The organism is Scandinavium goeteborgense (assembly GCF_003935895.2).
GTDB lineage: Bacteria > Pseudomonadota > Gammaproteobacteria > Enterobacterales > Enterobacteriaceae > Scandinavium > Scandinavium goeteborgense.
Genome location: NZ_CP054058.1, coordinates 3,037,579 through 3,061,735, shown reverse-complemented (window position 1 = coordinate 3,061,735; position 24,157 = coordinate 3,037,579). Strand labels below are relative to the sequence as shown.

The window sequence follows — 24,157 nt, the reverse complement described above, 5'->3', positions numbered from 1 at the left end:
TTTTGTTTGTAATTCCGGAAAGGGGAATCAGTGGGCGGCAATGTCGAAGACATCCGTTCCGAGGTGGTTGTAATCCACTTTCTGCAACTGGAAGTTGGTGATGTAAACCTGGCCTGCTTTCTGGTTCGACATAAAACGGTACGGCGTGGCAATCTCTTGTGCCTGAATACCGGTCCACTGCGAGAAGAAGCTCAGGAAATCATTCGCCGAACGGCGCGCTTTAATCACGCGATGGGTTTTGTCATCACTCGACAGCACCAGGAACGGGACCTGGAAGTTCTGCTGGAACTTGTCATCATGCGCCAGATACTGCACCGATTTGCCGCGTTCTTTTATGGCTAAACCGTGGTCAGAGAAATACACCAGCGAGAAGCTGTCGCCGGAACCACGCAGCTGATCGTAGAGTTTGCTCAACAGCTGGTCGGTTTGCGTCATGGTGTAGAGATAGCATGAGGTTTCCTTCGACTTCACGAAATCAGTGTATTTCCCCTGGGTGCGATCGCAGGCCTGCGGGTGTGATCCCATCAGGTGCAGAACGATCAGCTGAGGTTGAGTGCGTTCAGTGGACAGCACCTGCGCCGTCATCTTCAGCAGATCTTCGTCTTTGGTATTTTTATCCGCTTCAAAATCACCGTTTTTCAGGAAATGCACTTCGTCCGCGCGTTTCGCGATACTGGCAATGGCTGTGTCGTACTCGCCGATCTGGCCCTGATTCGAGAACCACCACGTCTGGAACCCGGCGCGGTTCGCCAGGGTCACAAAGTTATCCTGATACAGTGGTTTGCCGTCAACCACGCGGTTGAGCGTCAGACCGAGGGATTTCTGCGTTGAGCCGCTGGCAGAAATGTAATCGGTAAACAGCGTGCCGTTGACGTCGCTCTCAAACGGGGTGTTATCCCAGTGACCGCCAAACGCACCCATCGCATCACGACGCGCGCTTTCGCCAATCACCACCACGTAGGTGTGATATTTCGGCTTCACCGCCACCACGTTCCAGGTGTCTTTCAGGTTGGAAAACTGCGCCAGACGCGCCTGTTCATCCAGCACCTGCTGGTTGCTGATCGCCACGTCGTGCACGAAGCGCACCGCCGGATAACCGATTTTGCTGATACGGAACACGCCATCCCACGCCATTTCCTGAACCGGACGCACAAAGGCGACGCCGACACAAAACAGCAGGCACAGAATGTCGATTTTGCTCCACGCACGTTTGGCTTCCTGTTTGCGGCGCACCGCAATCACGCCCAGCGCGAAGATAAAGACTGAAATGAAATAGCTGTACCACGGGAAGATCGTCAGGATTTCTGTGGATTCTTCCGCATTGGTCGAATGCAGCGCCAGCAGGGTATTAAAGTTTGGCGCGCCATAAGCCTGACCAAACGGATAATAAAAAGCCGCCACCAGGGAATAAATTCCGAGCAGGACTTTCTGCGTGCGCGGCGCCGCGCGCCACAGCACATGCAGGACGCAGGTAAACGCGACGGTATACAGGAGGCTGAAAGAATATCCCAGCGCCAGATTCATCAGCAGCGATTGTAAAAAGTAAAATCCGGTCCATGGGTTAAGCGCCATGCCACGCGCGGCAAGCGTTTCTTTCAGTGTTACATTCATAGTTCACAATCAAAAAGCCGCCATGTGCGTCCCCTGGCGTCGAAGGGTAAAACCTGCCTGGCAGTGCGTGAAGAAAGGAGTTCGACGAAGCGCAAAAGCTGCAGGGATGCGAGAAGATAAAGTTGATGAATAGTTACGTCAACTACTCATAACGAATTGTTTTGGGAGGGCGATTACAAATCCGGAAAAAATGCGGGGTTTTTGCTGTCAACAGGACAGTATGACCGAGGTTTATGACACAAAAATGAAGCGGCGTACCGCGACGCCGCCTTAATGGGAAGGCTTGTCCTGCTGCGGTTTATTGCTGAACAGGTCACACAACATGTTGATCAGCATCAGGCGCACTTTAAAGGGAGAATGGGTAAACACGTTTAAGCACCTCTTGAGTTCGTTCATAACAACCTCCTGAACGTTTCAGACCTTCACTCCCTGAAGGATGTTCGTATTACATACAGATATAGCACAGGCTATATTACTTAGCTATTGCTAAAACGTTAATTTTTTGTGCTCTGGTCACGATCCTATACAATGGTGCTCTTTTGTCTGATGCACTGACGCGTCACAGCGAGTAGAGGAAGCATAATGAGCCGTCCCACGGGCACTCCAGGAATAAAAAAAGTGACGCAATTGGTAAATGTCGAAGAACATGTTGAAGGCTTTCGTCAGGTGCGAGAAGCACATCGCCGCGAACTGATTGATGATTACGTTGAGCTGATTTCCGACCTTATCCGCGAAGTGGGCGAAGCGCGGCAGGTCGATATGGCGGCACGTTTAGGCGTTTCCCAGCCGACGGTAGCGAAAATGCTAAAACGTCTGGCAGGCGTTGGTCTTATCCAGCAGATCCCCTGGCGCGGCGTGTTTCTGACGCCGGAAGGCGAGAAGCTGGCGCAGGAAACCCGCGAACGTCACCAAATCGTGGAGACTTTTTTACTGGCGATCGGCGTGAGCCAGGACACCGCCCGCCGCGATGCTGAGGGTATGGAGCACCACGTCAGCGAAGAGACGCTGGAACGCTTCCGTCAGTTTACTCTCCAGGCAGGACTGCACGCTGAATGAACCTCCCTTTTCTGCGGTCGCTAATGCGTGACCGCTTTTTACATCTGCTGATCCTCACCGGTTTCCTCCTTTCTTTATTTGTTCCGTTTCATCCTGCTTCCTGGCCCGGCGCCATTGACTGGCACACCATCGTCACGCTGAGCGGCCTGATGCTGCTGACCAAAGGCGTCGAGCAGAGCGGTTATTTCGACGTGCTGGGCCGTAAAATGGCGCGACGTTTCGTGACCGAACGCCAGTTGGCGATGTTTATGGTGCTGGCGGCGGCGGTTCTGTCGACGTTTCTGACCAACGATGTGGCGCTGTTTATCGTGGTGCCCCTGACGCTGACCCTGAAAAAGTGGAGCGCCATTCCGGTCAACCGGCTGATTATCTTCGAGGCGCTGGCGGTCAACGCGGGCTCGTTGCTCACGCCGATTGGTAATCCGCAAAATATCCTGTTGTGGGGCCGTTCCGGGCTGTCGTTCCTGTCATTCAGTTGGCAAATGGCTCCGCTGGCGCTGGCGATGATGCTCACGCTGCTGGTGCTGTGCTGGTTTTGCTTTCCCGCCAAAGCGCTGCATTTCCAGAGCGGGGAGCGCACGCCGAACTGGAAGCCAAAACTGGTCTGGTGTTGCCTCGCGTTCTACCTGATATTCTTGCTGAGCCTTGAGATGCGCCAGGAGCTATGGGGCCTGGCGGTTCTTGCCCTCGGTTTCTTAATCCTCGAGCGGCGCGTAGTGTTCAGCGTCGACTGGACGCTGCTGCTGGTGTTCATGGCAATGTTTGTGGATGTGCATTTGATGACCCAGCTTCCGGCGCTGCATCATGCGTTGTCCGGCGTTGGCGGTTTATCTGACGTAGGGCTCTGGCTGACGGCCATCGGTCTGTCGCAGGTGATCAGCAACGTGCCTTCCACTATTTTGCTGATTAACTATGTTCCACCATCGATACTGCTGGCGTGGGCGGTAAACGTCGGCGGATTTGGCCTGTTACCGGGCTCGCTCGCCAACCTGATTGCGCTGCGTATGGCCGACAACCGCCGCATCTGGTGGCGCTTTCACCTCTATTCCATCCCGATGCTGCTGTGGGCCGCGTTGGTCGGTTTTGTCCTGTTGAGCCTTGTCAGATAGTGCGGATTTGTCAGGATTTCCTGGCAAATTCCTGGCAAATGTAGAGCAACCTCCTAAGTTTAGTGAACGGCGAATGTGATACGCCGTTAACCCACAGGACCGTTGTGACGCTATGGCAGAGACGAATACCCCTTCTGAAAAAGAACAAAATAACGAGACACCCACTAACAAGAAGCCTGGAAAGAAGCCCTTAATCATTCTGGGAATTGTGGTCGTGGTGATGCTGATCATTGCGCTGGTGTGGTGGTTTTTGACCCGCAATGAGGAAACCACCGACGATGCGTTTACCGATGGCAACGCGGTGACCATCGCGCCGAAAGCCGCGGGTTACGTAACCGAGCTGAAAGTGTCCGATAACCAGCGCGTGAAAAAAGGCGATCTGCTGGTGGTTATCGATCCTCGGGATAACACCGCCCAGCGAGATCAGGCGAAAGCCCAGTTGGGGCTGGCGGTGGCGCAGCTCCATCAGGCGCAGGCGCAGCTGGCGCTGTCAAAAGTGCAATATCCCGCTCAGCGTGACGAAGCGCGCGCGCAGGTGCTGAAGGCGCAGGCTGATATGGCCAACGCCGAAGCCTCCTACCGTCGTCAGCGCGGCGTCGATCCCCGAGCGACCACCCAACAGAATATCGATTCGGCGAATGCGCAACTGCGCAGCGCTCAGGCGGGATTAGCCAGCGCCAAGGCGCAGCTGGAAGTGGCCGATCAGGTGCAGCTGCAAATCCGCCAGCAGGAAACCAACGTTGAAGCACGCGAGCGTCAGGTCGATCAGGCCAAAGCCCAGCTGGAAACGGCGGACCTGAACCTTTCCTATACCGAAGTGCGCGCCCCGTTTGACGGCTTCGTCACCAAACGTAATGTGCAAAACGGCACTCTGGTGCAGGCGGGCACGGCGCTGTTTTCACTGGTTTCAACCGACGTATGGATTACCGCCAACTTTAAAGAGTCTCAGCTTGAAAGAATGAAGCCGGGGAATAAAGTCAGCATGTCGGTCGACGCGTGGCCGGATATGGAACTGGAAGGGCACGTCGATAGCATTCAGCAGGGCAGCGGGGCGAAGTTCTCCGCCTTCCCGGCAGAAAATGCCACCGGTAACTACGTAAAAATCGTCCAGCGCGTACCGGTGAAAATCGTGATTGATAAAGGCCTGGATGCGAATCATCCGCTGCCGCTGGGTCTGTCCGTCGAACCGAAGGTTACGGTGCAATGACGGACAGCAGCCATGACAACTGGCGGCCGGCCAGCAATCCGTGGGCGGTGGCGATCGTCGTCACCCTCGCGGTGTTTATGGAGATTCTCGACACCACCATCGTCAACGTGGCGTTGCCCCACGTCGCCGGGTCACTGTCGGCCAGCTACGACGAATCCACGTGGGTGTTAACCAGTTATCTGGTGGCGAACGGTATCGTGCTGCCGATTTCAGCCTTCTTAAGCCGCCTTCTCGGACGCAAACAGTTCTTCATGATCTGCATCGTGATGTTCACCATCTGTTCGTTTCTGTGTGGCATCGCCACCGAGCTGTGGCAAATCATTCTCTTTCGCGTGATGCAGGGATTCTTCGGCGGCGGCTTACAGCCTACGCAGCAGTCGGTGCTGCTTGATTATTTCAAACCGGAAGACCGCGGCAAGGCGTTCGGCCTGTCGTCGATAGCGATTATTGTCGCCCCAGTGATGGGCCCCACCCTCGGCGGCTGGATAACCGACAGCTACTCCTGGCGCTGGGTGTTCTTTATCAATATCCCGGTCGGGATTTTGACGGTGCTGGCGGTGTATCAGTTGCTTGAAGACCCGCCGTGGGAGAAAAAAGCCGAAGGTAAAGCCAGCATCGACTGGACCGGAATCGGACTTATTGCGCTGGGGCTGGGCTGTTTGCAGGTGATGCTCGACAGAGGTGAAGACGACGACTGGTTCCACTCGAACTTTATTATCACTTTTGCGGTGCTGACGCTGATTGGCATCGTCGGGGCAATTTACTGGCTGCTTTACGCCCGCAAACCGGTGGTGGATTTACGCTGTATGGCGGATCGTAACTTTGCAATTTCCTGCCTGCTGATGGCGGGGATGGCGATGATCCTTTACGGCAGTTCGGTGGTGATCCCTCAGCTTGCTCAGCAGGATTTAGGCTACACCGCCACCTGGTCGGGGCTGGTGATGTCGCCGGGGGCGGTGCTTATCGTGCTCACCATTCCGCTGGTGCTCAAGCTGATGCCGATTGTGCAAACTCGCTGGATCATCGCTTTTGGTTTTACCTTACTGGCGGGTTCTTTTTTCTGGTCACGAAACCTCACGCCTTCCATCGATTTTGAAACGCTGATGCTGTTCCGCTGCGCGCAGTCGTTGGGTCTCGGTTTCCTGTTTGTGCCCCTGACCACCATCGCGTTTATCTCGATCCCGCGTCGTCTGAATGCAGATGCGTCTGCGCTGTTTACCATGTTCCGTAACGTGGCGGGTTCGGTGGGGATCTCGCTTTCTACCGCGGCTATCACCGAGCGCGCGCAAACACACAGTGCCTATCTGGCCTATAACGCCTCGCCGTTTAACGAATCTTTCCAGTTGACGCTAAAAGAGGTGGCGGAGGCTATCCGCAACTTCACCACTCAGGTGGGTGACCCCCTGAGTCTGGCCGGAGGACAAATGTACAAGCAGCTCATCGCTCAGTCCCGATTCCTGGCCTATGTCGATGTCTTTACTATTTTGAGCGTGGTGGCGCTATGCCTGATCCCGTTCTGTTTACTGCTTTCGCCTATTAAAAGCGAAGGCAGCGCAGGAGCACACTAACGATGTACAAAAGCCTATCTTTTGCCCTGTCCGGGTTCGCATTACTGCTGGCGGGCTGTTCCGTCGGGCCGGATTATCAGTCACCGCAGCCGAAAACGCCGACGCACTGGAATGATCCTGCAGACAATGCGGCGGCCTCGAAAACCGCGACCCAGGCGGTGAACACCCGCTGGTGGACGACCTTCAATTCGGCCGAACTGGACAGCCTGATTGAGCGGGCAATCATCGGCAATCTCTCGCTACAACAAACCGCGCTGCGTATCGCCGGGGCGCGCGAACAGCTCAACCAGGCCAATGGCGCGTTTTTCCCGTCGGTGAACGGGAGTTTGCAGGCCACGCGCCAGCAGTTGGGCGTTGAAGGTGAACTGAATTCGCAGGGCGTCTATAACCAGATAGATAACGTTGACCCGGATTTGAAAGGCGCGTTACAGCCGCTGACCGAGCCGATTCACCTGTATCAGGGCAGCTTTGACGCGCAGTGGGAACTCGATTTGTGGGGCAAAGTGCGACGTCAGGTCGAAGCGGCGAAAGCGCAACAGCAGGCGGCGATTGAACAGCGTAACGATGCGCTGGTGTCGCTGGAGGCGGAAGTTGCCCGCGCCTGGCTTCAGCTGCGTGGCACCCAAAGCATCATGGCGACCATGAATACGCAGATAGCCAGCGCCCAGGAAACCCTGGAGCTGACGCAAAGCCGACAGAAGGGCGGGTTATCTCCGCAAATGGACGTCGAAAATGCCCGCGCACAGCTGGCAAATCTCGACGCGCAGCTTCCGCAGTATGAGGCGCAGGAACGACAGGCGATGAACGCGTTGGCAATTCTGCTCGGCAAACCGCCGGGCGCGCTGGATGGCGAATTGCGCACCCCGCAGCCGCTGCCGAACTTACCTGATGTGGTGCAAACGGGCATCCCGTCGACCCTGGCGCGTCGTCGGCCGGACGTGCGCGAAGCTGAAGCCAATTTACATGCGGCCACGGCGCAAATCGGCGTTTCTGTGGCCGAACTGTTCCCCAGCCTGACGCTGAACGGCCAGTTTGGTTTGCGTAATACCGAAACCAACTGGCTCACCGACTGGAGCAGCCATTTCTACAGCGTCGGCCCGCAGATTTCGATTCCCATTTTCCAGGGCGGACGGCTGGTCTCCAGCGTCAAACTGGCGCGGGCGCAGCAGGGGGCGCAGGTGCTTCAGTATCGGCAAACCGTGCTGACGGCGCTCGGCGACGTGGAAAATTCACTGGTGAGCTATCGCAGCGACCAGAAACAGGAACAGGCATTGCAGCGCACGATTGACGCGTTACAAAGTGCTTTTGACCTCGCCAGTGACAGTTACAAACAGGGTCTTGCCACGTTCATCGATGTGCTGGATGCGCAGCGACAGCTGTCGCAGGCGGAGCAGCAGCACGCTCAGGCGCAGGTGCAAAGTCGCATCGATTTAGTCGCGCTGTATAAAGCCCTGGGCGGTGGCTGGGAAACTTATCAGGACGTGCATCTGCCAGATTATTCGGTATTCGGCGATGCACCTCGCGGATGAGGTTCAGAGAATTGGGCAAGAAACGGGCAGGAACGCCCCATTCGCAAACGCAGGCGTGTGGTTATAACTGTATGACACACACCAACGACATCCCCTGAGGAGAAAGTTATGCGTTACCAGAAATTAGGCAATACCGGTCTGTTTGTGTCCGAGCTGTGCCTGGGCACCATGACGTTCGGCGGCGAAGGCGGCATGTGGGGCAAAATTGGCCAACTGCAGCAGGCGGACGCCGAGCGGCTGGTGGGCAGTGCGCTGGATGCGGGCATCAACTTTATCGATACCGCCAACGTGTATTCGGAAGGACGCTCGGAAGAAATCACCGGCCAGGCGCTGAAAAACCTCAAAGTGCCGCGTGAAAACGTGGTGGTGGCGACCAAAGCGTTTGGCGAAACCGGCACCGCGGGGGTGAACTCGCGCGGTAGCTCACGCTATCACATCATCAACAGCGTTAAAGAGAGCCTGCGCCGGATGCAGCTCGATCATATCGACCTGTTTCAACTGCACGGCTTCGACCCGGCCACGCCAATAGAAGAGACGCTGTACGCGCTGGACAATCTCGTGCAACACGGTCATGTGCGCTACATCGGGGTGTCCAACTGGTCGGCGTGGCAAATCATGAAGGCGCTGGGCATTTCCGAACGTCTGGGTCTGTCGCGTTTTGCTTCACTGCAGGCGTATTACACGATTGCCGGGCGCGACCTCGAACGCGAACTGGTGCCGATGATGCAAAGTGAAGGCGTTGGGCTGATGGTCTGGAGTCCGTTGGCGGGGGGGTTCCTCAGCGGTAAATACGGTCGTGACGGAAAAAACGAAGCGGGCGGACGCCGCCTGGAATTTGACTTCCCGCCGGTAGATAAAGAGCGCGGCTTCGATTGCATCGACGTCATGCGCAACATCGCTGAGAGCAAAGGCGTGTCGGTGGCGCAGATTGCCCTGGCGTGGCTGCTGCATCAGCCGGTGGTCAGCAGCGTGATCATCGGGGCTAAACGCCCGGATCAGCTGGCGGATAACATTGCGGCGACTGATATCCGTCTGACGGACGACGAGCTGAAACAGCTGGATGCGGTCAGCGCGCTGCCGCGTGAATATCCGGGCTGGATGCTGGAGCGTCAGGGCGAATTCCGTCGTAATCAGCTGAAAGGCTGATCTTAGTTTCCTCATACAGGGTGGGCTTCGGCCCACCTTTTTTGTGCCTTCTTTTCGAATCTGCTCACAAAAACAACACAAGCCTTTTGCCTGATTTGTCATTTGGATCTATATGACTAGTCATGAAATTTAAATGACTAGTCATATAAGCGGAGAGCGACAATGAAGAAACTGCCGAAGGATTTTTTGTGGGGTAACTCGGTTTCCAGCATGCAGACCGAAGGGGCATGGAACGAGGGCGGAAAAGGGAAATCGGTGTATGACATTCGTGAGCCGAGCGAATTTGCGTCCGACTGGAAGGTCGCGACCGATTCGTATCATCGCTTCGAGGAAGATTTTGATTTAATGCAGGATTTGGGTATGAACTGCTACCGTTTCCAGATTGCCTGGAGCCGCGTATGCCCGACCGGTGACGGCGCGTTCAACGAAGAAGGGATCGCATTCTATCACCGTTTCATCGATGGCCTGATTGCCCGCGGCATCGAGCCGATGATTTGCCTCTATCACTTCGACATGCCGCTGGCGCTGGCCGAAGAGTACAACGGTTTTAACGACCGCCGCGTGATGGATGCCTTCGTGCGCTACGGGCAAAAGATGATCGACTGCTACGGCGACAAGGTGAAGTACTGGTTGACCTTCAATGAGCAGAACATTTTCCACATGCCGATCGCGTTCCGCATTTCGGGCTATCTGCGCGGAGAAGAAACCCTGCGCGAGCTGTACGAAATTCAACATCACACCATGGTGGCGCACGTGCAGCTGACGCAGTATCTGCACGAAACCAAGCCCGGCAAACTGATGGGCGGCATGCTGGCGCACCAGCTTATCTATCCGGCGACCTGCAAACCGCGCGACATTTTCTGTGCGCAGCAGTATGACGAATTCCTCAACCAGAACCTGCTGCGCGTATACGCAGGCGAAGGTTATAGCCCGGAAGTGATGGCGGTAGTGAAGCGCGAAGGCTTCAACGATATCTATCGCGAAGAGGATTTAGCGCTGATTGCCCGCAACAAAAATGACTATATGGCGTTCAGCTATTACGCCAGCCGCACGCTGGATACCGATCCGATTCCGGAAGGCACCGAGGTTAACTATTACCTGAAATACGGCGATAAAAATAACCCGTATCTGAAAGCCACCGAATGGAACTGGCAAATCGACCCGCTCGGCTTCCGCAGCATTATCACCCGTTATTACAACGACTGGCGGCTGCCGGTGTTCCCGATTGAAAATGGCATTGGCGTTATCGAATCGTGGGATGGCGTCAACCCTGTTGAGGATGACTACCGCATTGCCTATCACCGCGACCATATCAACGCCATGAAAGAGGCGATTTTTGAGGATGGCGCAGAAGTGATCGGTTATCTCGGCTGGGGGCTGATCGATATTCTGAGCTCGCAGGGCGATATGCGTAAACGCTACGGCGTGGTGTACGTCAACCGCGATAACCACGATCTGAAAGACTTGAAACGCGTGCCGAAGAAAAGCTACGCATGGTTGAAACAGGCGATCCGCAGCAACGGCGACGAGATGTAATCTCCGGGCCAGCCGGGTTTCTCCCCGTCAGCGCGAAAGTTGGCGGGGATACGAGTGAGTGAAGAAAAGGTCTCTGCACATGTCTGATAACGTTACATCCAATATGCAGTCTTTTACCGATCGCTTCGTGGAGTTTTCGGCGCGTATCGCGAACCAGGTTCACCTGCGTTCGTTGCGCGACGCGTTTGCCGGTGTCATGCCCATATTTATTCTGGCAGGGCTTGCTGTGCTGGTGAACAACGTGGTGTTCCCGTGGATTTTTGAAGGCGAGACGTTAGTGCGCTTTAAGGTCTGGGGGGAGGCGATTATCAACGGCACGCTCAACATTGCCGCGCTCCTCATCGCGCCAATGATTGCGTGGTCGTTGGCGCGTAACAAAAACTTTGGTAACCCGGTTTCGGCCGTCGTCATCGCCTTGTGCAGCTTCATTATTATGATGCCGATGCAGGTCGATATGGTGCCGGTGGGTGGCAAAGTGGCGGTGAGTCTGACGTCGATTTTGACCTTCGCCAACATCGGTTCCACCGGTATCTTTGCTGGGGTGATTATCGGCCTGCTGTCAACGGAAGTGTTTATCCGCATTGCGCAGTTTAAGCGGCTGGAAATCAATCTCGGTGACAACGTACCGCCTGCGGTAAGTCAGTCGTTTTCATCGCTGCTGCCGACGATAATCACTCTGTCACTGTTCGCGGTATTCGCGGCGCTGCTGAGCAATCTGCTGCACACTGACCTGATACATCTGATAACGATGCTGATTCAGCAGCCGCTGCGGTTGATCAACACCAGTCTGCCGGGCACTCTTTTTATCTACAGTTTTGGTAACTTCCTGTTCACGCTGGGGATTCACCAGTCGGTGGTGAACAGCGTGGTGCTGGAGCCATTCCTGCTGATTAACACCAACGAGAACATGTTGGCTTACGCCGCAGGGCAGCCAATCCCGCATATCATCAATAACATTTTCGTGCCGACCTTCGGCATGGTGGGCGGCACCGGCAGCACGATTTCACTGCTGATTGCCATCTTCCTTTTCTCGCGACAGAAAGCGTCCAAACAGGTAGCACGACTGGCGATAACGCCGGGTCTGTTTAATATCAACGAGCCGGTGATTTTTGGTCTGCCGATCGTATTCAACGTACCGCTGATGATCCCGTTTGTTCTGCTGCCCGCCATCGGTATTTTCTTTGCCTGGGTCTGTACCACGCTCGGATTAATGTCGCGCTGCGTGGTGATGATCCCCTGGACAACGCCACCGATACTCAGCGCCTGGCTGGCGACAGCAGGGGACTGGAGGGCAGTCGTGGTTCAGTTGATAATCATTGTCTTTGGTGTATTCTTCTACCTGCCTTTCCTCAAGATTGCTGAGAAAGTGGCCTTAAGAAACAATGGGATAACGGACTAGGAAGGGTGGCAATGGCGGCAAAGTACCTCACTATCGCGCGGGAAATTAAGAAGCGGATTATCAGTCAGCGGTATCCCGCCAGCTCGCCGTTGCCCGATCAGTTTGCACTGGCGGCGGAATTTCAGACCAGCCGGATGACCATTCAGCAGGCGATTCGCCAGTTGATTGTCGAAGGGCTGATTTACACGCGCCAGGGGCAAGGCACTTTTGTGCGTAAGAATTTCCTCCAGCTTTCGCAGTGGGATTTGCCCGGCAGCGACTATTTTGGCGCAACCAAAACCTGGGAGCATCTGGGGACGGTCAGCAGCCAGGTGGTCCGGTTCGACCTGCGTTTTCCCAATGAAAAAGAGCAGTCATCGCTGCTGATTAACGCCGATGCGCCAGTATACGATTTTGTCCGTCTGCGTCTGCTTAACGGCGAACCGATGTCGCTGGATGCGACGGTCATGCCGGTGAACCTGGTCCCCGGTCTGAATAAAGGTCATCTCGAAAGCTCGGTGTTTCAATATGTCGAAACACTGGGGCTAAAGATTATGGGGTCGTATCGCGTGGTCCGCGCCATCAAACCGGGCGAACTGGAGCAGCAGCATTTAATCTGTGAAGCCGGTGACCCGGTGCTCGAAGTCGAGCAGGTGATTTATCTGGAAGACGGCACACCGCTTGAGTATGCCCATTGCCATTACCGCTACGATCACGGTGGAATTGTGATTGTGAATAACGGTTAAAAACTGCCTTCCGGAGCACAGGATGCGAAATACTCATTCGTGTCCTGGATATACAAATCATTTTGACAAATAGTGCTAACTTTCTTTTTTTGACCAAATGTCGAACGCAATTTTTGAATAACTGAATAGCTTATCTTTCTAGTATTGGTGCGTGATAGACCATATTCGTGTTCAATCTCGTGCACGTGCTTAATAGTCGGTGCAGAGACATAAAGTGGAGTTTTTGATAGCTGGACGAGCTTGCTTATCCAGATATCATCTGCGCGAGGGCAGATGGTTAAATAATCTTCATTATCAAGGAACATGGGGTTGATATGTGATTTTTTCAGCACTACGCCACCTAAACCTGTAATGATGTAGTTATCCTGGACAACAATTGGCAAAGAAATCAGTGGAAATTTTCGGTATGTATCAAGGATGTCATTTTTCTTCTTTACCGTTTCACGAACTCTGGCTGCAACGACGCACTTTTGATCATGTCGTTCAAAATCAGACAATAAACTTTGCGTCCACAACTCACTGTAGATGGCATCGTCATCAGCGTAGATTAGGATGTCATCTTCCGTCGCATCACGTAGGGCAGGGAAAAGCTTGCGATAGGGGCCTGTATTCTTGACCCATTTAAAAATCAGCGAAGTCCCTGTTTTTCTGATTTTTTCTGCCCACGCAGGCTCCTCAGTAATACCTTCATCACTGAGATAAGCTTCTCTTGAAACCCAAACAACAATCTGGTCCACCGGCACTGACTGATTCGCTAAAGACCAGACAGTCTGAGAACACAGATACAGGCGTGATTTCGTTGTTGTTAAATTAATACTTATCATCGTTAAACTCATAACCCAATAATAAAACCTGGGGATAATCATTATCCCAGATTTACCTATTGCTACAGGCTATGGGATAGTATCACCCATCTTGATATTTGTAACTCGTAATCAGTGCTATTGGGTAATGCTTGAGCAGCACGCTTTTGCGATTGTGTAGAAATAGTTAGAGGTAATTAGGCGTAGGGAAGAGAGTCAATGCAGGTTGCTTTTTGTGCTATTACGCAAGAAATTACCCCAGAATTCACTAGGGTAATTTCTTAAAGAGGATGCTTTTAGTTCAGACGAACTGGCATCCCAGAACGATCCTGTACGGCCTGGTCTACCACTTTGGTATCTACATCCGCCTGGCCCGTTACCGTCTGAACAGATTTGTTCAGGCTAATTGGCACGACTTCACCGCCGTTAAACTGTGCATCGGTGGTTGAAAGCGGGTTGTGAACCTCAATGTAGCGGCTGCCGTCTGGCTCAGTGGTCGCTTTAACCGGCTCATCAATAAACTGGACGCGCGTACCGACTGGCACGTTCTGGAACAGGAATTTGATGTCTTCGTTACGCAGACGCACACAGCCGTGGCTCACGCGCAGGCCGATACCGAAGTTAGCGTTAGTCCCGTGAATAGCGTACAGACGGCCGATATACAGCGCGTACAGACCCATAGGGTTGTCCGGGCCCGCAGGCACTACGGCTGGCAGCGGGTTACCGGCTTCAGCGTATTCAGCATGCATTTTTGCAGTCGGCGTCCAGGTTGGGCCCGCTTTCTTACGTTCAACTTTAGTGACCCAGTTGATCGGCGTATCTTTACCCAACTGACCGATACCGATTGGCAGAACGATCACTGTATTGGTACCCGCCGGGTAGTAATACAGGCGCATTTCCGCACTGTTGATAACGATGCCTTCATGTGGGGTGTCTGGCAGGATCAGCTGCTGTGGAATATTCAACACGCTACCGCCTTTCGGCAGATACACGTCGATACCCGGGTTAGCTTCGGTCATGTTGGATAGACCCATCTGATACTGCGCAGCGAAATACTCGAGCGGCTGCTTGTTCTCATCAGGGATTGTGATGACCTGGTTCTGACCAATCAGACGGCTACCATCAGTTGGAAGAGGGTAGGTCACAGCAGATGCAGTATTGCAAAAGCCCATAACGGCAAGAGCTGCCGCGAAAAGCGTAGATATTTTCATTTTCATTTTATTCGAAGTATCGGTGCCGCGCAGGCTGTTGTTAGAGAAATGGAACCCGTAATGGGAGCGCATTATATGTGCATTCCACGCCGCAGGGAAATCAGATGTGGACGAAATCACATTTTTTTCACCGTCTGGCTTCATGCTGACAGTTCAGAGTCTGCACGAGCAGGGCGATTTTTATTCCCAATTGTGGCAAAATAGGCCGTTAGTCACATCTTTTAGGATACGCCCGTGTTAGTTACCAGCAACGTCACCATGCAGTTCGGCAGTAAGCCGCTATTTGAAAACATCTCCGTCAAATTTGGCGGCGGCAACCGTTACGGCCTGATTGGCGCTAACGGAAGCGGTAAATCCACCTTCATGAAAATTTTGGGGGGCGACTTAGATCCGACCCTCGGCAACGTTTCGCTCGATCCGAACGAACGCATCGGTAAGCTGCGTCAGGATCAGTTCGCCTTCGAAGAGTTCACCGTGCTTGATACCGTTATTATGGGTCACGCTGAACTGTGGGAAGTGAAGCAGGAACGCGATCGTATTTACGGCCTCGCTGAAATGACCGAAGAAGACGGTTATAAAGTGGCAGACCTCGAAGTCACCTACGGTGAAATGGATGGCTACACCGCTGAATCCCGTGCCGGTGAACTGCTTCTCGGCGTTGGCATTCCACTGGAACAGCATTACGGCCCAATGAGCGAAGTTGCACCAGGCTGGAAGCTGCGTGTGTTACTGGCGCAGGCGCTGTTTGCAAACCCAGACATTCTGCTGCTCGATGAACCGACGAACAACCTGGACATCGACACCATTCGCTGGCTGGAAAGCGTGCTCAATGAGCGCAACAGCACCATGATCATCATCTCGCACGACCGTCACTTCCTGAACATGGTGTGTACGCACATGGCGGATCTGGACTACGGCGAGCTGCGCGTTTACTCGGGCAACTACGATGAGTACATGACGGCGGCCACCCAGGCGCGTGAGCGTCTGCTGTCTGACAACGCCAAGAAAAAGGCACAGATTGCTGACCTGCAATCCTTCGTCAGCCGCTTCAGTGCTAACGCCTCCAAATCTCGTCAGGCAACGTCTCGCGCCCGCCAGATTGATAAAATCAAACTGGACGAAGTGAAAGCATCCAGCCGTCAAAACCCGTTCATGCGCTTCGAGCAGGACAAGAAACTGTTCCGTAACGCACTGGAAGTGGAAAACCTGACCAAAGGCTTCGATAACGGCCCGCTGTTCAAAAACGTCAAACTGCTGATGGAAGTCGGTGAGAAGCTGGCAATCCTCGGGACTAACGGCGTGGGTAAATCTACCCTGCTGAAAACCCTGGTCGGTGATTTAACGCCGGAAAGCGGTACCGTGAAGTGGTCTGAAAACGCCAAAATTGGTTACTACGCCCAGGATCACGAATACGAGTTCGAAAACGATCTCAGCGTGTTCGACTGGATGAGCCAGTGGAAGCAGGAAGGCGACGACGAGCAGGTTGTGCGCAGCTTCCTCGGCCGTTTGCTGTTCAGCCAGGACGACATCAAAAAGCCGGCGAAAGTGCTCTCCGGTGGTGAGAAAGGTCGTATGCTGTTCGGTAAGCTGATGATGGAAAAACCCAATATTCTGGTGATGGATGAACCTACCAACCACCTGGATATGGAATCCATCGAATCGCTGAACATGGCGCTGGAAATGTATCAGGGCACCCTGATTTTCGTTTCCCATGACCGTGAGTTCGTCTCTTCACTGGCGACCCGCGTTATCGAAATTACACCAGAGCGTGTGATTGATTTCAGCGGCAACTACGAAGATTACCTGCGCAGCAAAGGTATCGACGACTAAGCGTCTGTCACCCCGGCGCGCCAGTCGCCGGGGTATTTTCTCCTTAACGTCCTCGCAACGCTTACATCAGACGCCACTCGCTGGCGGCTTCCCCGTTAATCAGCAACTGACGTTTTTCGCCAGCAGGTAACGTCACCAGCAAGGCTTTCCAGGCCGGGCGGAAATCCCCGCGCGGGTTGAACGTCAGATTGATGGTGCTGGCCGAGCACTCCATGTCCCACTCCAGCCACAGCGCGTTGCCCTCTTTGTAGCCCCAGGTTTCGCCGTCATCTTCAAACAGCATTCCGTGGTCACGGCCCACACCTTTCAGCGGTAACAGGTTCAGTTCACGATGGGTGTCGGTTTCGGGGTTGACGTGCTTAATGCGATCGCTCAGCGGTAAACCGGCACCCGCACGTACCAGCAGCGGCAGTTTTTCCAGCGGCGCATCGACGGTAATCTGTTGACCGCCGGAGAACCACTCTCCGGTGTAGAAATCGTACCAGCCGGTTTCGTTGTCCGGCAGCCAAAGCGTACGCTGACGCTGACCCTGTTCCACAACGCTGGCGACCAGCAGGTCGCGGCCCAGCATAAAGTCATCGCACTCTTCGAAGGTCTGCGCGTCATGCTCGTGATCGAGGAAGGTCGGGCGAAGCATCGGCTCGTCGTCGGCGTGCGCCTGCCACAGCAGGGTGTAGAGATACGGCAGCAGACGGTAGCGCAATTCGATCGCGCCCCGGATTGCCGGAGTCACGCCCGGATACATCCACGGTTCGTTGACGGTCTGATCGTCATTCCACGAGTGAATGGTAAAGCGCGGATGCATCACGCCGTTTTGCACCCAGCGCACGAACAACTCGGCGTCAGGCTTATCGCCCGAGAAACCACCGACATCGTGACCGACGTTAAACAGGCCGGACAGGCTCATACCCACGCCCATGCGGGTGTTGTAGCGCAACGTCTGCCAGTTAGTGCGGTTGTCGCCGCTCCAGGTTTGCACGTAGCGCTGCATCCCGGCGCAGCCGGAACGGGAAATCAGGTATGGACGTTTTTCCGGCGCGAAGCGCTGCTGCGCTTCCATCGAGGCGCGCATCATCAGCAGCGGCATCACTGGCCGCACGTGCTTGATGGCGATTTCTTTCCCAAAGCCGTGGCAGCGTGCTTCGCCGTCCCACACTTCGTATTCGTTATTATCGTTCCAGGTCGAGTCGATGCCCATTTCCAGCAGTTGGCGGGTTACGCCATCCTGCCACCAGGCGACGGTCGCCGGGTTGGTGAAATCGAGGTGGGAGCCTTCGTCGTCCCAGAACACCGAACGTTCTGGCGCATTGGCATCAGAATCACGCACGAACAACCCTTTTTCAGCCACTTCGTTATAGCGCGGGTGATCCTGCAACAGGCACGGCTTGATGTTGGCCGCCAGCTTCAGACCTGCATCGTGGAACGCCTGACTCATCACTTTCGGCTGTGGCACTTTGTCGTAATTCCAGTTGAACACGTAGCGCTTGCCGTTGATCGAGGTATAGCCGGACGACAGCTGGAAGGAATCGCACGGAATCGCGTGTTCATCGCACAGGCGGATAAAGTTCATCAGCTGGTTTTGCGCATCCGGCGCATCGGTGTAATGCATGGTCGAACCGCTGTAGCCCAGGCTCCATTTCGGGCCAAACAGCGTTTTCCCGGTCAGGCGCACGAAGGCTTTGGTGATATCCAGCACGCGTTTGCCGGTGAACAGGTAATAGTCGATATCACCCGCTTCGGCCTGCCAGCGGCGGTACGCGGTGTGGTAGTTATCGAGCTCGTTACCGAGATCAAGCCAGCTGCTGCTCAGGTTGTCGTAGAACAGGCCGACGCTCACATCATCCCGACGGGTGATGGTGAACGGAATATGTTTGTACAGCGGGTCGGTGCTGGCGGCGTTATAGCCCATCGCATCGAGATTACGCATTTCAAAACGTTTGCCGGTACGCTGCAAATCACCCGCTTTTTCGCCGAGGCCGTAGAAGCGCTCGTCTTTCTGACGTTTCAGATAGTGGGCCACGCCGTCGCCGTGGGCGTTCACCAGATACGCGCTGGTCGGACGGTCGCCGGTCAGATACTGCCACTCGCCCGCTTCATTGCGGTAGTGCCACTCGAGCCACAGCGGCTGATGAACCGTGACGCGTAGCTGTGCGGTGCTGATGGTCAGTTTGTCGGCCTGTTTATCCAGCGTCCACGATGGCAGGCTGAAGCCGGAAATGTCATCCCGCGAGCGGCCTTCCCACGGCACGTCCTGGTCAGGCGCAATGCTCCAGGTTTTGTCGAGGGCCAGTTTGCCCTGGCGTTTGAGCAGCACGCGGAACAGATTTTCTTCCAGCATGTACAGGCACAATGTGTGTTGCCCGTCGACCCGCAGCTCAACGTGATGGGCGGATTGTTTTTCGAATGTCCAGTGTTTAAGCGTTTTCATAATAATCAAACCTGTTATCAAGCGCGCTTGGCGCGACGTTCAGCAATAAATGCCACCAGGAATACCGCGCCAATCAGGTCGAAGAAGCCCATGGCGATAAACAGCGGGTTAAAGCCGATTTTGTCGGCAGTGACCCCAATAATCAGCGAGAAGGCGAAGCTGGCGATCCACGCGGCGGAGCCACGCATGCCGTTCACCGTCGCCATCTGGCCTTTGTCGAATGACTCCACCACCAGGGCGCTCAGCATGCAGGAGATGATCTGGTGGCCGAAACCGCCGACGGAGATCAGGGCAATCGCCACGTAGGGATTGGTGGTGAACGCCATCATCGCCAGCGACAGCATCAGGAACGCGCCGGAAACGGAGGAGGCGACCACGGAATTGACGCGGGTACAGCCGAATACGCGGACATACAGTTTGGTCAGATAGCCGCTGGCGACGCTGCCGAGGTCGGCGGCAAGGAACGGCAGCCAGGCGAAGAGGGCAATTTGCTTGAGTTCCATGCCATAGGTTTTTGCCAGATACAGCGGCACCCAAAAACTCATCACCGCCCAGGCGGGTTCTGCCATAAAGGCCGGGATCGCGATGCCGTAGAAGCGTTTGTTTTTGCTAATGTTGCTCAGGGCTTTAAGGAACGGCAGCCTAACGGCCGGTGGCTCATTGTCCTGCTGAATGAATGCCAGTTCCTCTTTGCTCAGATTCGGGTGTTGTTCCGGATTGTGGTAGAACGCCCACCACAACGCGACCCACAACAGGGCGAGAAAACCGGTAAACATAAACGCACCCTGCCAGCCGAAAGAGGCGTGAGCAAAGTAGATAATAGGCGGGGCTAACATCGCGCCGATGGAGAAGCCGACGCCGGCCCAACCGGCGGCGACAGGGCGTTCAGATTTCGGGAACCACTCGCCGATCGTTTTGGCGTTGGCGGGCGTGGCCGCGGCTTCTGACGCGCCCATCCCAAAGCGCAGCACCGCCATATGCAGCCAGCTTCCGGCTCCGGCGTGGGCGATACAGGCGATTGCCCACAGCGTCGCACAAATCATAAAGCCGAGTTTGAGGCCGATGACGTCAATCAGCCAGCCACACAGCGGCTGGAAAATCGTATAGGCGAGCTGGAACGCGCCGACAATATAAGAGTATTGCGCGCTATTGATCCCGAGTTCTTTTTCGAGCTCGGGCGCGAGGATGCCCAGAGAGTTACGCGTAATGTAGTTAACGGTGACGCCCAGAAGGAAAAGAACCAACACCCACCAGCGCAGATTCTTCACTACGCGGCGGGGTTTGCTGGCCGTTAGATCGTTATTAATACCTTGGCTCATAGAATTCTCAACAAGACGGTTTGTAGGGGGAATGATGACCCCTCTCAGCGTGAGAGTTGTCATACCGCTTTTATATTTTCTTGAAACCTAATGGTTTTCTTTTGGTAATCTTCCGGATAACTAGTATGGAAGTTGTCAGGCCAATTTAGGGTATGGCAGAAAAATGAGCGGCAATAGAGCATTTTATGCAAGTTTTTTCATGAGCCAGGGATATACTCCCTTTTAACGCATTTTACCCCTTTAAATAGCGGGAAAAATGCTCGTGAAAATTCTTTCATTTGCAAAATGGAGGTAGATCACAGAATGGATAAAAAGCTCAAAATCGCTGAAATCGCGACGCGGACCGGGCTGTCGGCCAGCACGGTTTCCCGGGTGCTGGCGGGCAAAGCCAATACCAGCGAAAAGGCGCGAGACAAAGTGTTGAGCTGCGCCCGCGAGCTGGGCGTGATGGAAGGCATGGCAGCCGGAAGAATGCTGCTCAACAGCTTGATTGTGTTTGCGCCGCAGCGCGCCTTCGATGAACGTTCCGATATCTTTTATTACCGAGTCATTCAGAGCATCAATAAGGCGCTGTCGCCCCACGAGGTGCGCCTGCGGTATTGCGCGCTGGAAGAAAACGACAGCGATGCCAACCTGTTTCTGGCGCGGATGAACGAAGGTGAAACGCAGGCGGCGATCCTGCTCGGTATCGACGATCCGCATATTCACGATCTGGCGGCGGATTTCGCCAAGCCCTGCGTGCTGATCAACTGCCGTGATGAACGTATGCGCCTGCCATCGATCGCGCCCGATCACCGGCTGATCGGCCAGTTTGCTGCGAGCTACCTGTTTGACATGGGCCACCGCGCGGTGGTGAATGTTATGTGTCTGCGGCGCTATACCATGGAGTTGCGGCTGGTGGGCATTCGGGAAGCGTGGAAGAACGGTAATTTACGTTTCCAGGATGCACGTGATTTGATTGCGGTGCCGAGCTTCAGCGCCAAAGAAACCGAGGAAAAAGTCGGTGCCTGGCTGGATGCGCAGGGTGGCAAACCGCTGCCGACGGCGTTCCTGGTGGGCGGCGATTTTATGGCGGCAGGCACGATCAGCGCGCTGCAAAAACGTGGGTTGCGGGTGCCGCAAGATGTCTCGGTGATGAGTATCGACGGCTTTAATCTGGCGGCGATCCAGGACGTTCCACTGACGGCGATTCATGTGCCGCGCGACGAACTGGGTACCGAAGCGATGCAGATGCTGCAACAGCGTTTGATTCGCCCGGAAGCGCCGCGCGGATCGCTGCTGCTGCACGGCACTCTGGCGGTGCGGGAATCGGTGCGGCGGATACGTCCAGGAACGCGACGTACCGCCGTGGAGCGAGAAGGGTTGTACGACGATTAAATCTCCATCCCCAACGCACGTTTCCCGTGATTGTTCAGATCGTCCAGGGTAAAGCGGTCTTCCCACGTGGCTTCATAATCTTCCCGGGGGAAGTCGCCCGGCGACGCGCCATTTTCCAGGGCGATTTTCACCTTTTGCGCGTAGGCCAGGTTTTTATCGCACATCGGCGCCGCCGGGATGTACATCACGTTGCCCCAGCCCTGTTGCTCGGTCACAGGGGCCACAGAGTGGATGACGTCGCAATGCCACCATACGGAATCCCCCGGCTCCAGCGCCGGAATGGAGGTCTGCGCTTTAATCAACAACGGGTGCCACTGCGCGGAAATCGGCAGCACACGGCCCGGGGCTACGCCGCACAGCTCATTGTCCGGGACATCGTCCAGCAGCGGACGCAGCAGAACATACGCCATCGCTTCCGGAATGGGCACCACGTGCAGCAGCCCTTGATCCGGGATCATCTCTGACAACGCCGTCCAGCCCTGGAAGGTGCGGAACACAGAGCACTTGGTGGTGTTCTCGACGGTGTACTCTTCAACTTCCGTGCGGTGCGCGGCATCCCACGGGTCGAATTTAGTGAAATCGCCGTTAAAGACGTTGGCGAATACCTGCTGATAAGCAGGAAGCAGCCAGCGTTCCAGAGCGCCGGAATCGGTATGCGCGCCGAGACCTTTCGATGTGGTTCCCGGTGGGCGACGGCGAATGCGGTCCGGATAAATGACGCTCACGTCCGGGTTGAACCACTGTTTGCCTTCACTTTCAAAACACCACAGACGATTAAGGAAAGACTGAACCGCAGCCATTTCATTGCTCTGGCGCGCCTGCATTTGCGCCTGTGACCAGTAGATCGGATAGATCTCCGGACGTGACGCGGTCAGCGTGCCGAAGAAGTTATCGCCCGGTCCTTTGTACACCTCGTCAAAACGATTGCGGTCGAGATAGTCGAGCATCGAACGATCCCAGTCCAGCGCCTGCTCGCGTGGGAACTGCCCTTTGATCACCGCGCAGCCGCGACGTTTGATTTCTTCGCGCTGGGCTTCAGTCACCTTTCCGCTGGCAAGATCGTCATAGGCCACTACCGGCCAGACCGGTTTCCCGGCGGCTTTCAGGGCGTCAATTTCAGCCACGCGGGCTTCGATGTGCGCGGTGAGTTGGTCGAAGACCGCCTGCACGTCGCCAATTTGCGCGCGCAGTGCTTTTTTCATTTCACGAATAGCCGCTTTGTGATCGGCAGGCAGGGTTGAACGGGTAAAGGTAAGCGCCATGATTGACCTCTCATTCTTTCATTCGAAAGTAATTTAACTTGCAAGTGACACTTTAAGTTAAAGGGAGGTTAATGCAAGTTAAATAATTTGAGGTGTTCCACAGTTATGGGATCACGCAAAAAGAGGGAGATTTTAAAGCAGGATAAACAAGGCGTTGGCCGGAGCAGGGCGCTCCGGCTTTTTGTCAGGCGTCGAACGGGGAAGCGTTATCCAGCACGGCCTGAATGACATTCAGCGCGCCGTCGTGATTGTTGTCGTCGGTCTGGTAGCGCGCGATGGCTTTGATGCTGTCGGCCGCATTGGCCATCGCAAACGAGTATTTCACCAGCTTCAGCATTTCGGCGTCGTTGCCGCTGTCGCCAATGCCGACGCAATCGCTCGGCGAAAGCTGCCAGTTTTTCAGCAGACGGCTGATACCGTTGGCTTTATGCAGGCCTGGGATAATTAAATCGACAAAGCCGAAGCCGCTGGTCACGGGCTTCATGATGCCGTCGAGCGACACATGTAGGGCATCAATCAGCTGCGGGATTTCACTGTCCGGCAGGTTCAGAGAGAACTTGAAAATCTTGTCGTCAATCTGCTGATAGTCAGAAACCGGCTTCAGGCGATGGTAGTGTTTCGACATCAGCTTAACGAATTCTTCTGGCGCTTTATCGCTGATGTAGGCGCTTTCCAGGCCACAGGCCACGAAATTCAGCTGAGGATCTTTCAGCAGTTCGCCAATCACCACTTGGGATTCGTGGCGCGTCAGTTCACCGTGGAACAGTTCCTGACCGTGCTGATAAACCAGCGCACCGTTTTCGGCGACGAAGGAAATCTGATCGCGGATTTCGGGGAAGAACGAAATGAGCTGATAGTACTGATTGCCACTGGCAACAACGAACTCAATGCCACGCTGCTTAAGCTGTTCGAACTGGGTCAAAAAGCGCTCGCGCGAGTACTGCTTGGCATCATTAAGAAAAGTTCCGTCCATATCGGTGACGATAACTTTAACGGTCATACATTGCGCTCCTGAATGTTACTCCAATCGGAAACATTCTA

Annotated in this window: 19 protein-coding genes; 11 read left to right on the top strand and 8 right to left on the bottom strand. The window is 54.8% G+C overall.

The features are described from left to right. Positions 1 to 27: 27 nt before the first annotated feature. Positions 28 to 1,611 carry a phosphoethanolamine transferase gene (locus A8O29_RS15565; protein ID WP_125354541.1) on the bottom strand — a complete coding sequence of 528 codons (1,584 nt, stop codon included), beginning with the start codon at positions 1,609 to 1,611 and terminating at the stop codon, positions 28 to 30. A gap of 270 nt (positions 1,612 to 1,881) precedes the next feature. After that, positions 1,882 to 2,007: a manganase accumulation protein MntS gene (mntS, locus tag A8O29_RS15560; RefSeq protein ID WP_125354542.1), complete on the bottom strand. Its 126-nt coding sequence runs from the start codon at positions 2,005 to 2,007 to the stop codon at positions 1,882 to 1,884. Positions 2,008 to 2,193: 186 nt separating this feature from the next. On the opposite strand from mntS, the gene mntR reads away from it, so the two are divergent. From mntR to A8O29_RS15515, 9 genes are all read left to right on the top strand, one after another. After that, positions 2,194 to 2,667 carry a manganese-binding transcriptional regulator MntR gene (gene mntR, locus A8O29_RS15555; protein ID WP_110510003.1) on the top strand — a complete coding sequence of 158 codons (474 nt, stop codon included), beginning with the start codon at positions 2,194 to 2,196 and terminating at the stop codon, positions 2,665 to 2,667. After that, positions 2,664 to 3,776: an anion transporter gene (locus A8O29_RS15550; protein WP_125354543.1), complete on the top strand. Its 1,113-nt coding sequence runs from the start codon at positions 2,664 to 2,666 to the stop codon at positions 3,774 to 3,776. The genes mntR and A8O29_RS15550 overlap by 4 nt, the downstream gene beginning before the upstream one ends. Before the next feature lie 112 nt (positions 3,777 to 3,888). Next, positions 3,889 to 4,983 (top strand): HlyD family secretion protein, encoded by a 1,095-nt coding sequence (locus A8O29_RS15545; RefSeq protein ID WP_174081361.1) that lies wholly within the window; start codon positions 3,889 to 3,891, stop codon positions 4,981 to 4,983. Further along, positions 4,980 to 6,551, top strand: a complete 1,572-nt coding sequence (locus tag A8O29_RS15540) for a DHA2 family efflux MFS transporter permease subunit (RefSeq protein WP_125354544.1) — start codon at positions 4,980 to 4,982, stop codon at positions 6,549 to 6,551. The genes A8O29_RS15545 and A8O29_RS15540 overlap by 4 nt, the downstream gene beginning before the upstream one ends. A gap of 2 nt (positions 6,552 to 6,553) precedes the next feature. Beyond that, entirely contained in the window at positions 6,554 to 8,080 is a 1,527-nt protein-coding gene (locus tag A8O29_RS15535) for an efflux transporter outer membrane subunit (RefSeq protein WP_125354545.1), read from the top strand. A gap of 108 nt (positions 8,081 to 8,188) precedes the next feature. Continuing rightward, on the top strand, positions 8,189 to 9,226 hold the full coding sequence (locus A8O29_RS15530) for an aldo/keto reductase (protein WP_174081360.1): 1,038 nt from the start codon (positions 8,189 to 8,191) through the stop codon (positions 9,224 to 9,226). A 162-nt stretch (positions 9,227 to 9,388) separates the two neighbouring features. Beyond that, a complete protein-coding gene (locus tag A8O29_RS15525) occupies positions 9,389 to 10,762 on the top strand; it encodes a glycoside hydrolase family 1 protein (RefSeq protein WP_125354546.1) in 1,374 nt (457 codons plus the stop codon). A gap of 79 nt (positions 10,763 to 10,841) precedes the next feature. Next, positions 10,842 to 12,161, top strand: a complete 1,320-nt coding sequence (locus A8O29_RS15520) for a PTS sugar transporter subunit IIC (protein WP_125354547.1) — start codon at positions 10,842 to 10,844, stop codon at positions 12,159 to 12,161. An 11-nt stretch (positions 12,162 to 12,172) separates the two neighbouring features. Further along, positions 12,173 to 12,886, top strand: a complete 714-nt coding sequence (locus A8O29_RS15515; RefSeq protein WP_110509995.1) for a GntR family transcriptional regulator — start codon at positions 12,173 to 12,175, stop codon at positions 12,884 to 12,886. Here A8O29_RS15515 and A8O29_RS15510 read toward each other — a convergent pair. Continuing rightward, positions 12,883 to 13,710 (bottom strand): glycosyltransferase, encoded by an 828-nt coding sequence (locus A8O29_RS15510; RefSeq protein WP_125354548.1) that lies wholly within the window; start codon positions 13,708 to 13,710, stop codon positions 12,883 to 12,885. The genes A8O29_RS15515 and A8O29_RS15510 overlap by 4 nt on opposite strands. A 275-nt stretch (positions 13,711 to 13,985) precedes the next feature. Further along, on the bottom strand, positions 13,986 to 14,906 hold the full coding sequence (ldtB, locus tag A8O29_RS15505; protein WP_125354563.1) for a L,D-transpeptidase: 921 nt from the start codon (positions 14,904 to 14,906) through the stop codon (positions 13,986 to 13,988). Between the two features lie 228 nt (positions 14,907 to 15,134). Between ldtB and A8O29_RS15500 the strand changes: the two genes are divergently transcribed. Beyond that, positions 15,135 to 16,730, top strand: a complete 1,596-nt coding sequence (locus A8O29_RS15500) for an ABC-F family ATPase (protein ID WP_110509994.1) — start codon at positions 15,135 to 15,137, stop codon at positions 16,728 to 16,730. A gap of 61 nt (positions 16,731 to 16,791) precedes the next feature. On the opposite strand, the gene A8O29_RS15495 is transcribed toward A8O29_RS15500, so the two are convergent. Both A8O29_RS15495 and A8O29_RS15490 read right to left on the bottom strand, forming a co-directional pair. Beyond that, positions 16,792 to 19,158 carry a glycoside hydrolase family 31 protein gene (locus A8O29_RS15495; RefSeq protein WP_125354549.1) on the bottom strand — a complete coding sequence of 789 codons (2,367 nt, stop codon included), beginning with the start codon at positions 19,156 to 19,158 and terminating at the stop codon, positions 16,792 to 16,794. 17 nt (positions 19,159 to 19,175) lie between these two features. Continuing rightward, complete coding sequence (locus A8O29_RS15490; RefSeq protein WP_125354550.1) at positions 19,176 to 20,477, bottom strand: MFS transporter; 1,302 nt, start codon at positions 20,475 to 20,477, stop codon at positions 19,176 to 19,178. 285 nt (positions 20,478 to 20,762) lie between these two features. Between A8O29_RS15490 and A8O29_RS15485 the strand changes: the two genes are divergently transcribed. Next, entirely contained in the window at positions 20,763 to 21,854 is a 1,092-nt protein-coding gene (locus tag A8O29_RS15485) for a LacI family DNA-binding transcriptional regulator (protein WP_125354551.1), read from the top strand. Here A8O29_RS15485 and A8O29_RS15480 read toward each other — a convergent pair. Together A8O29_RS15480 and A8O29_RS15475 are read right to left on the bottom strand one after the other, a co-directional pair. Beyond that, the gene (locus tag A8O29_RS15480) at positions 21,851 to 23,116 is read right to left on the bottom strand and encodes a DUF1479 domain-containing protein (RefSeq protein WP_125354552.1); all 1,266 of its coding nucleotides are present in this window, start codon (positions 23,114 to 23,116) and stop codon (positions 21,851 to 21,853) included. The genes A8O29_RS15485 and A8O29_RS15480 overlap by 4 nt on opposite strands. A gap of 184 nt (positions 23,117 to 23,300) precedes the next feature. Beyond that, positions 23,301 to 24,116, bottom strand: a complete 816-nt coding sequence (locus A8O29_RS15475; RefSeq protein ID WP_125354553.1) for a Cof-type HAD-IIB family hydrolase — start codon at positions 24,114 to 24,116, stop codon at positions 23,301 to 23,303. Positions 24,117 to 24,157 lie beyond the last annotated feature (41 nt).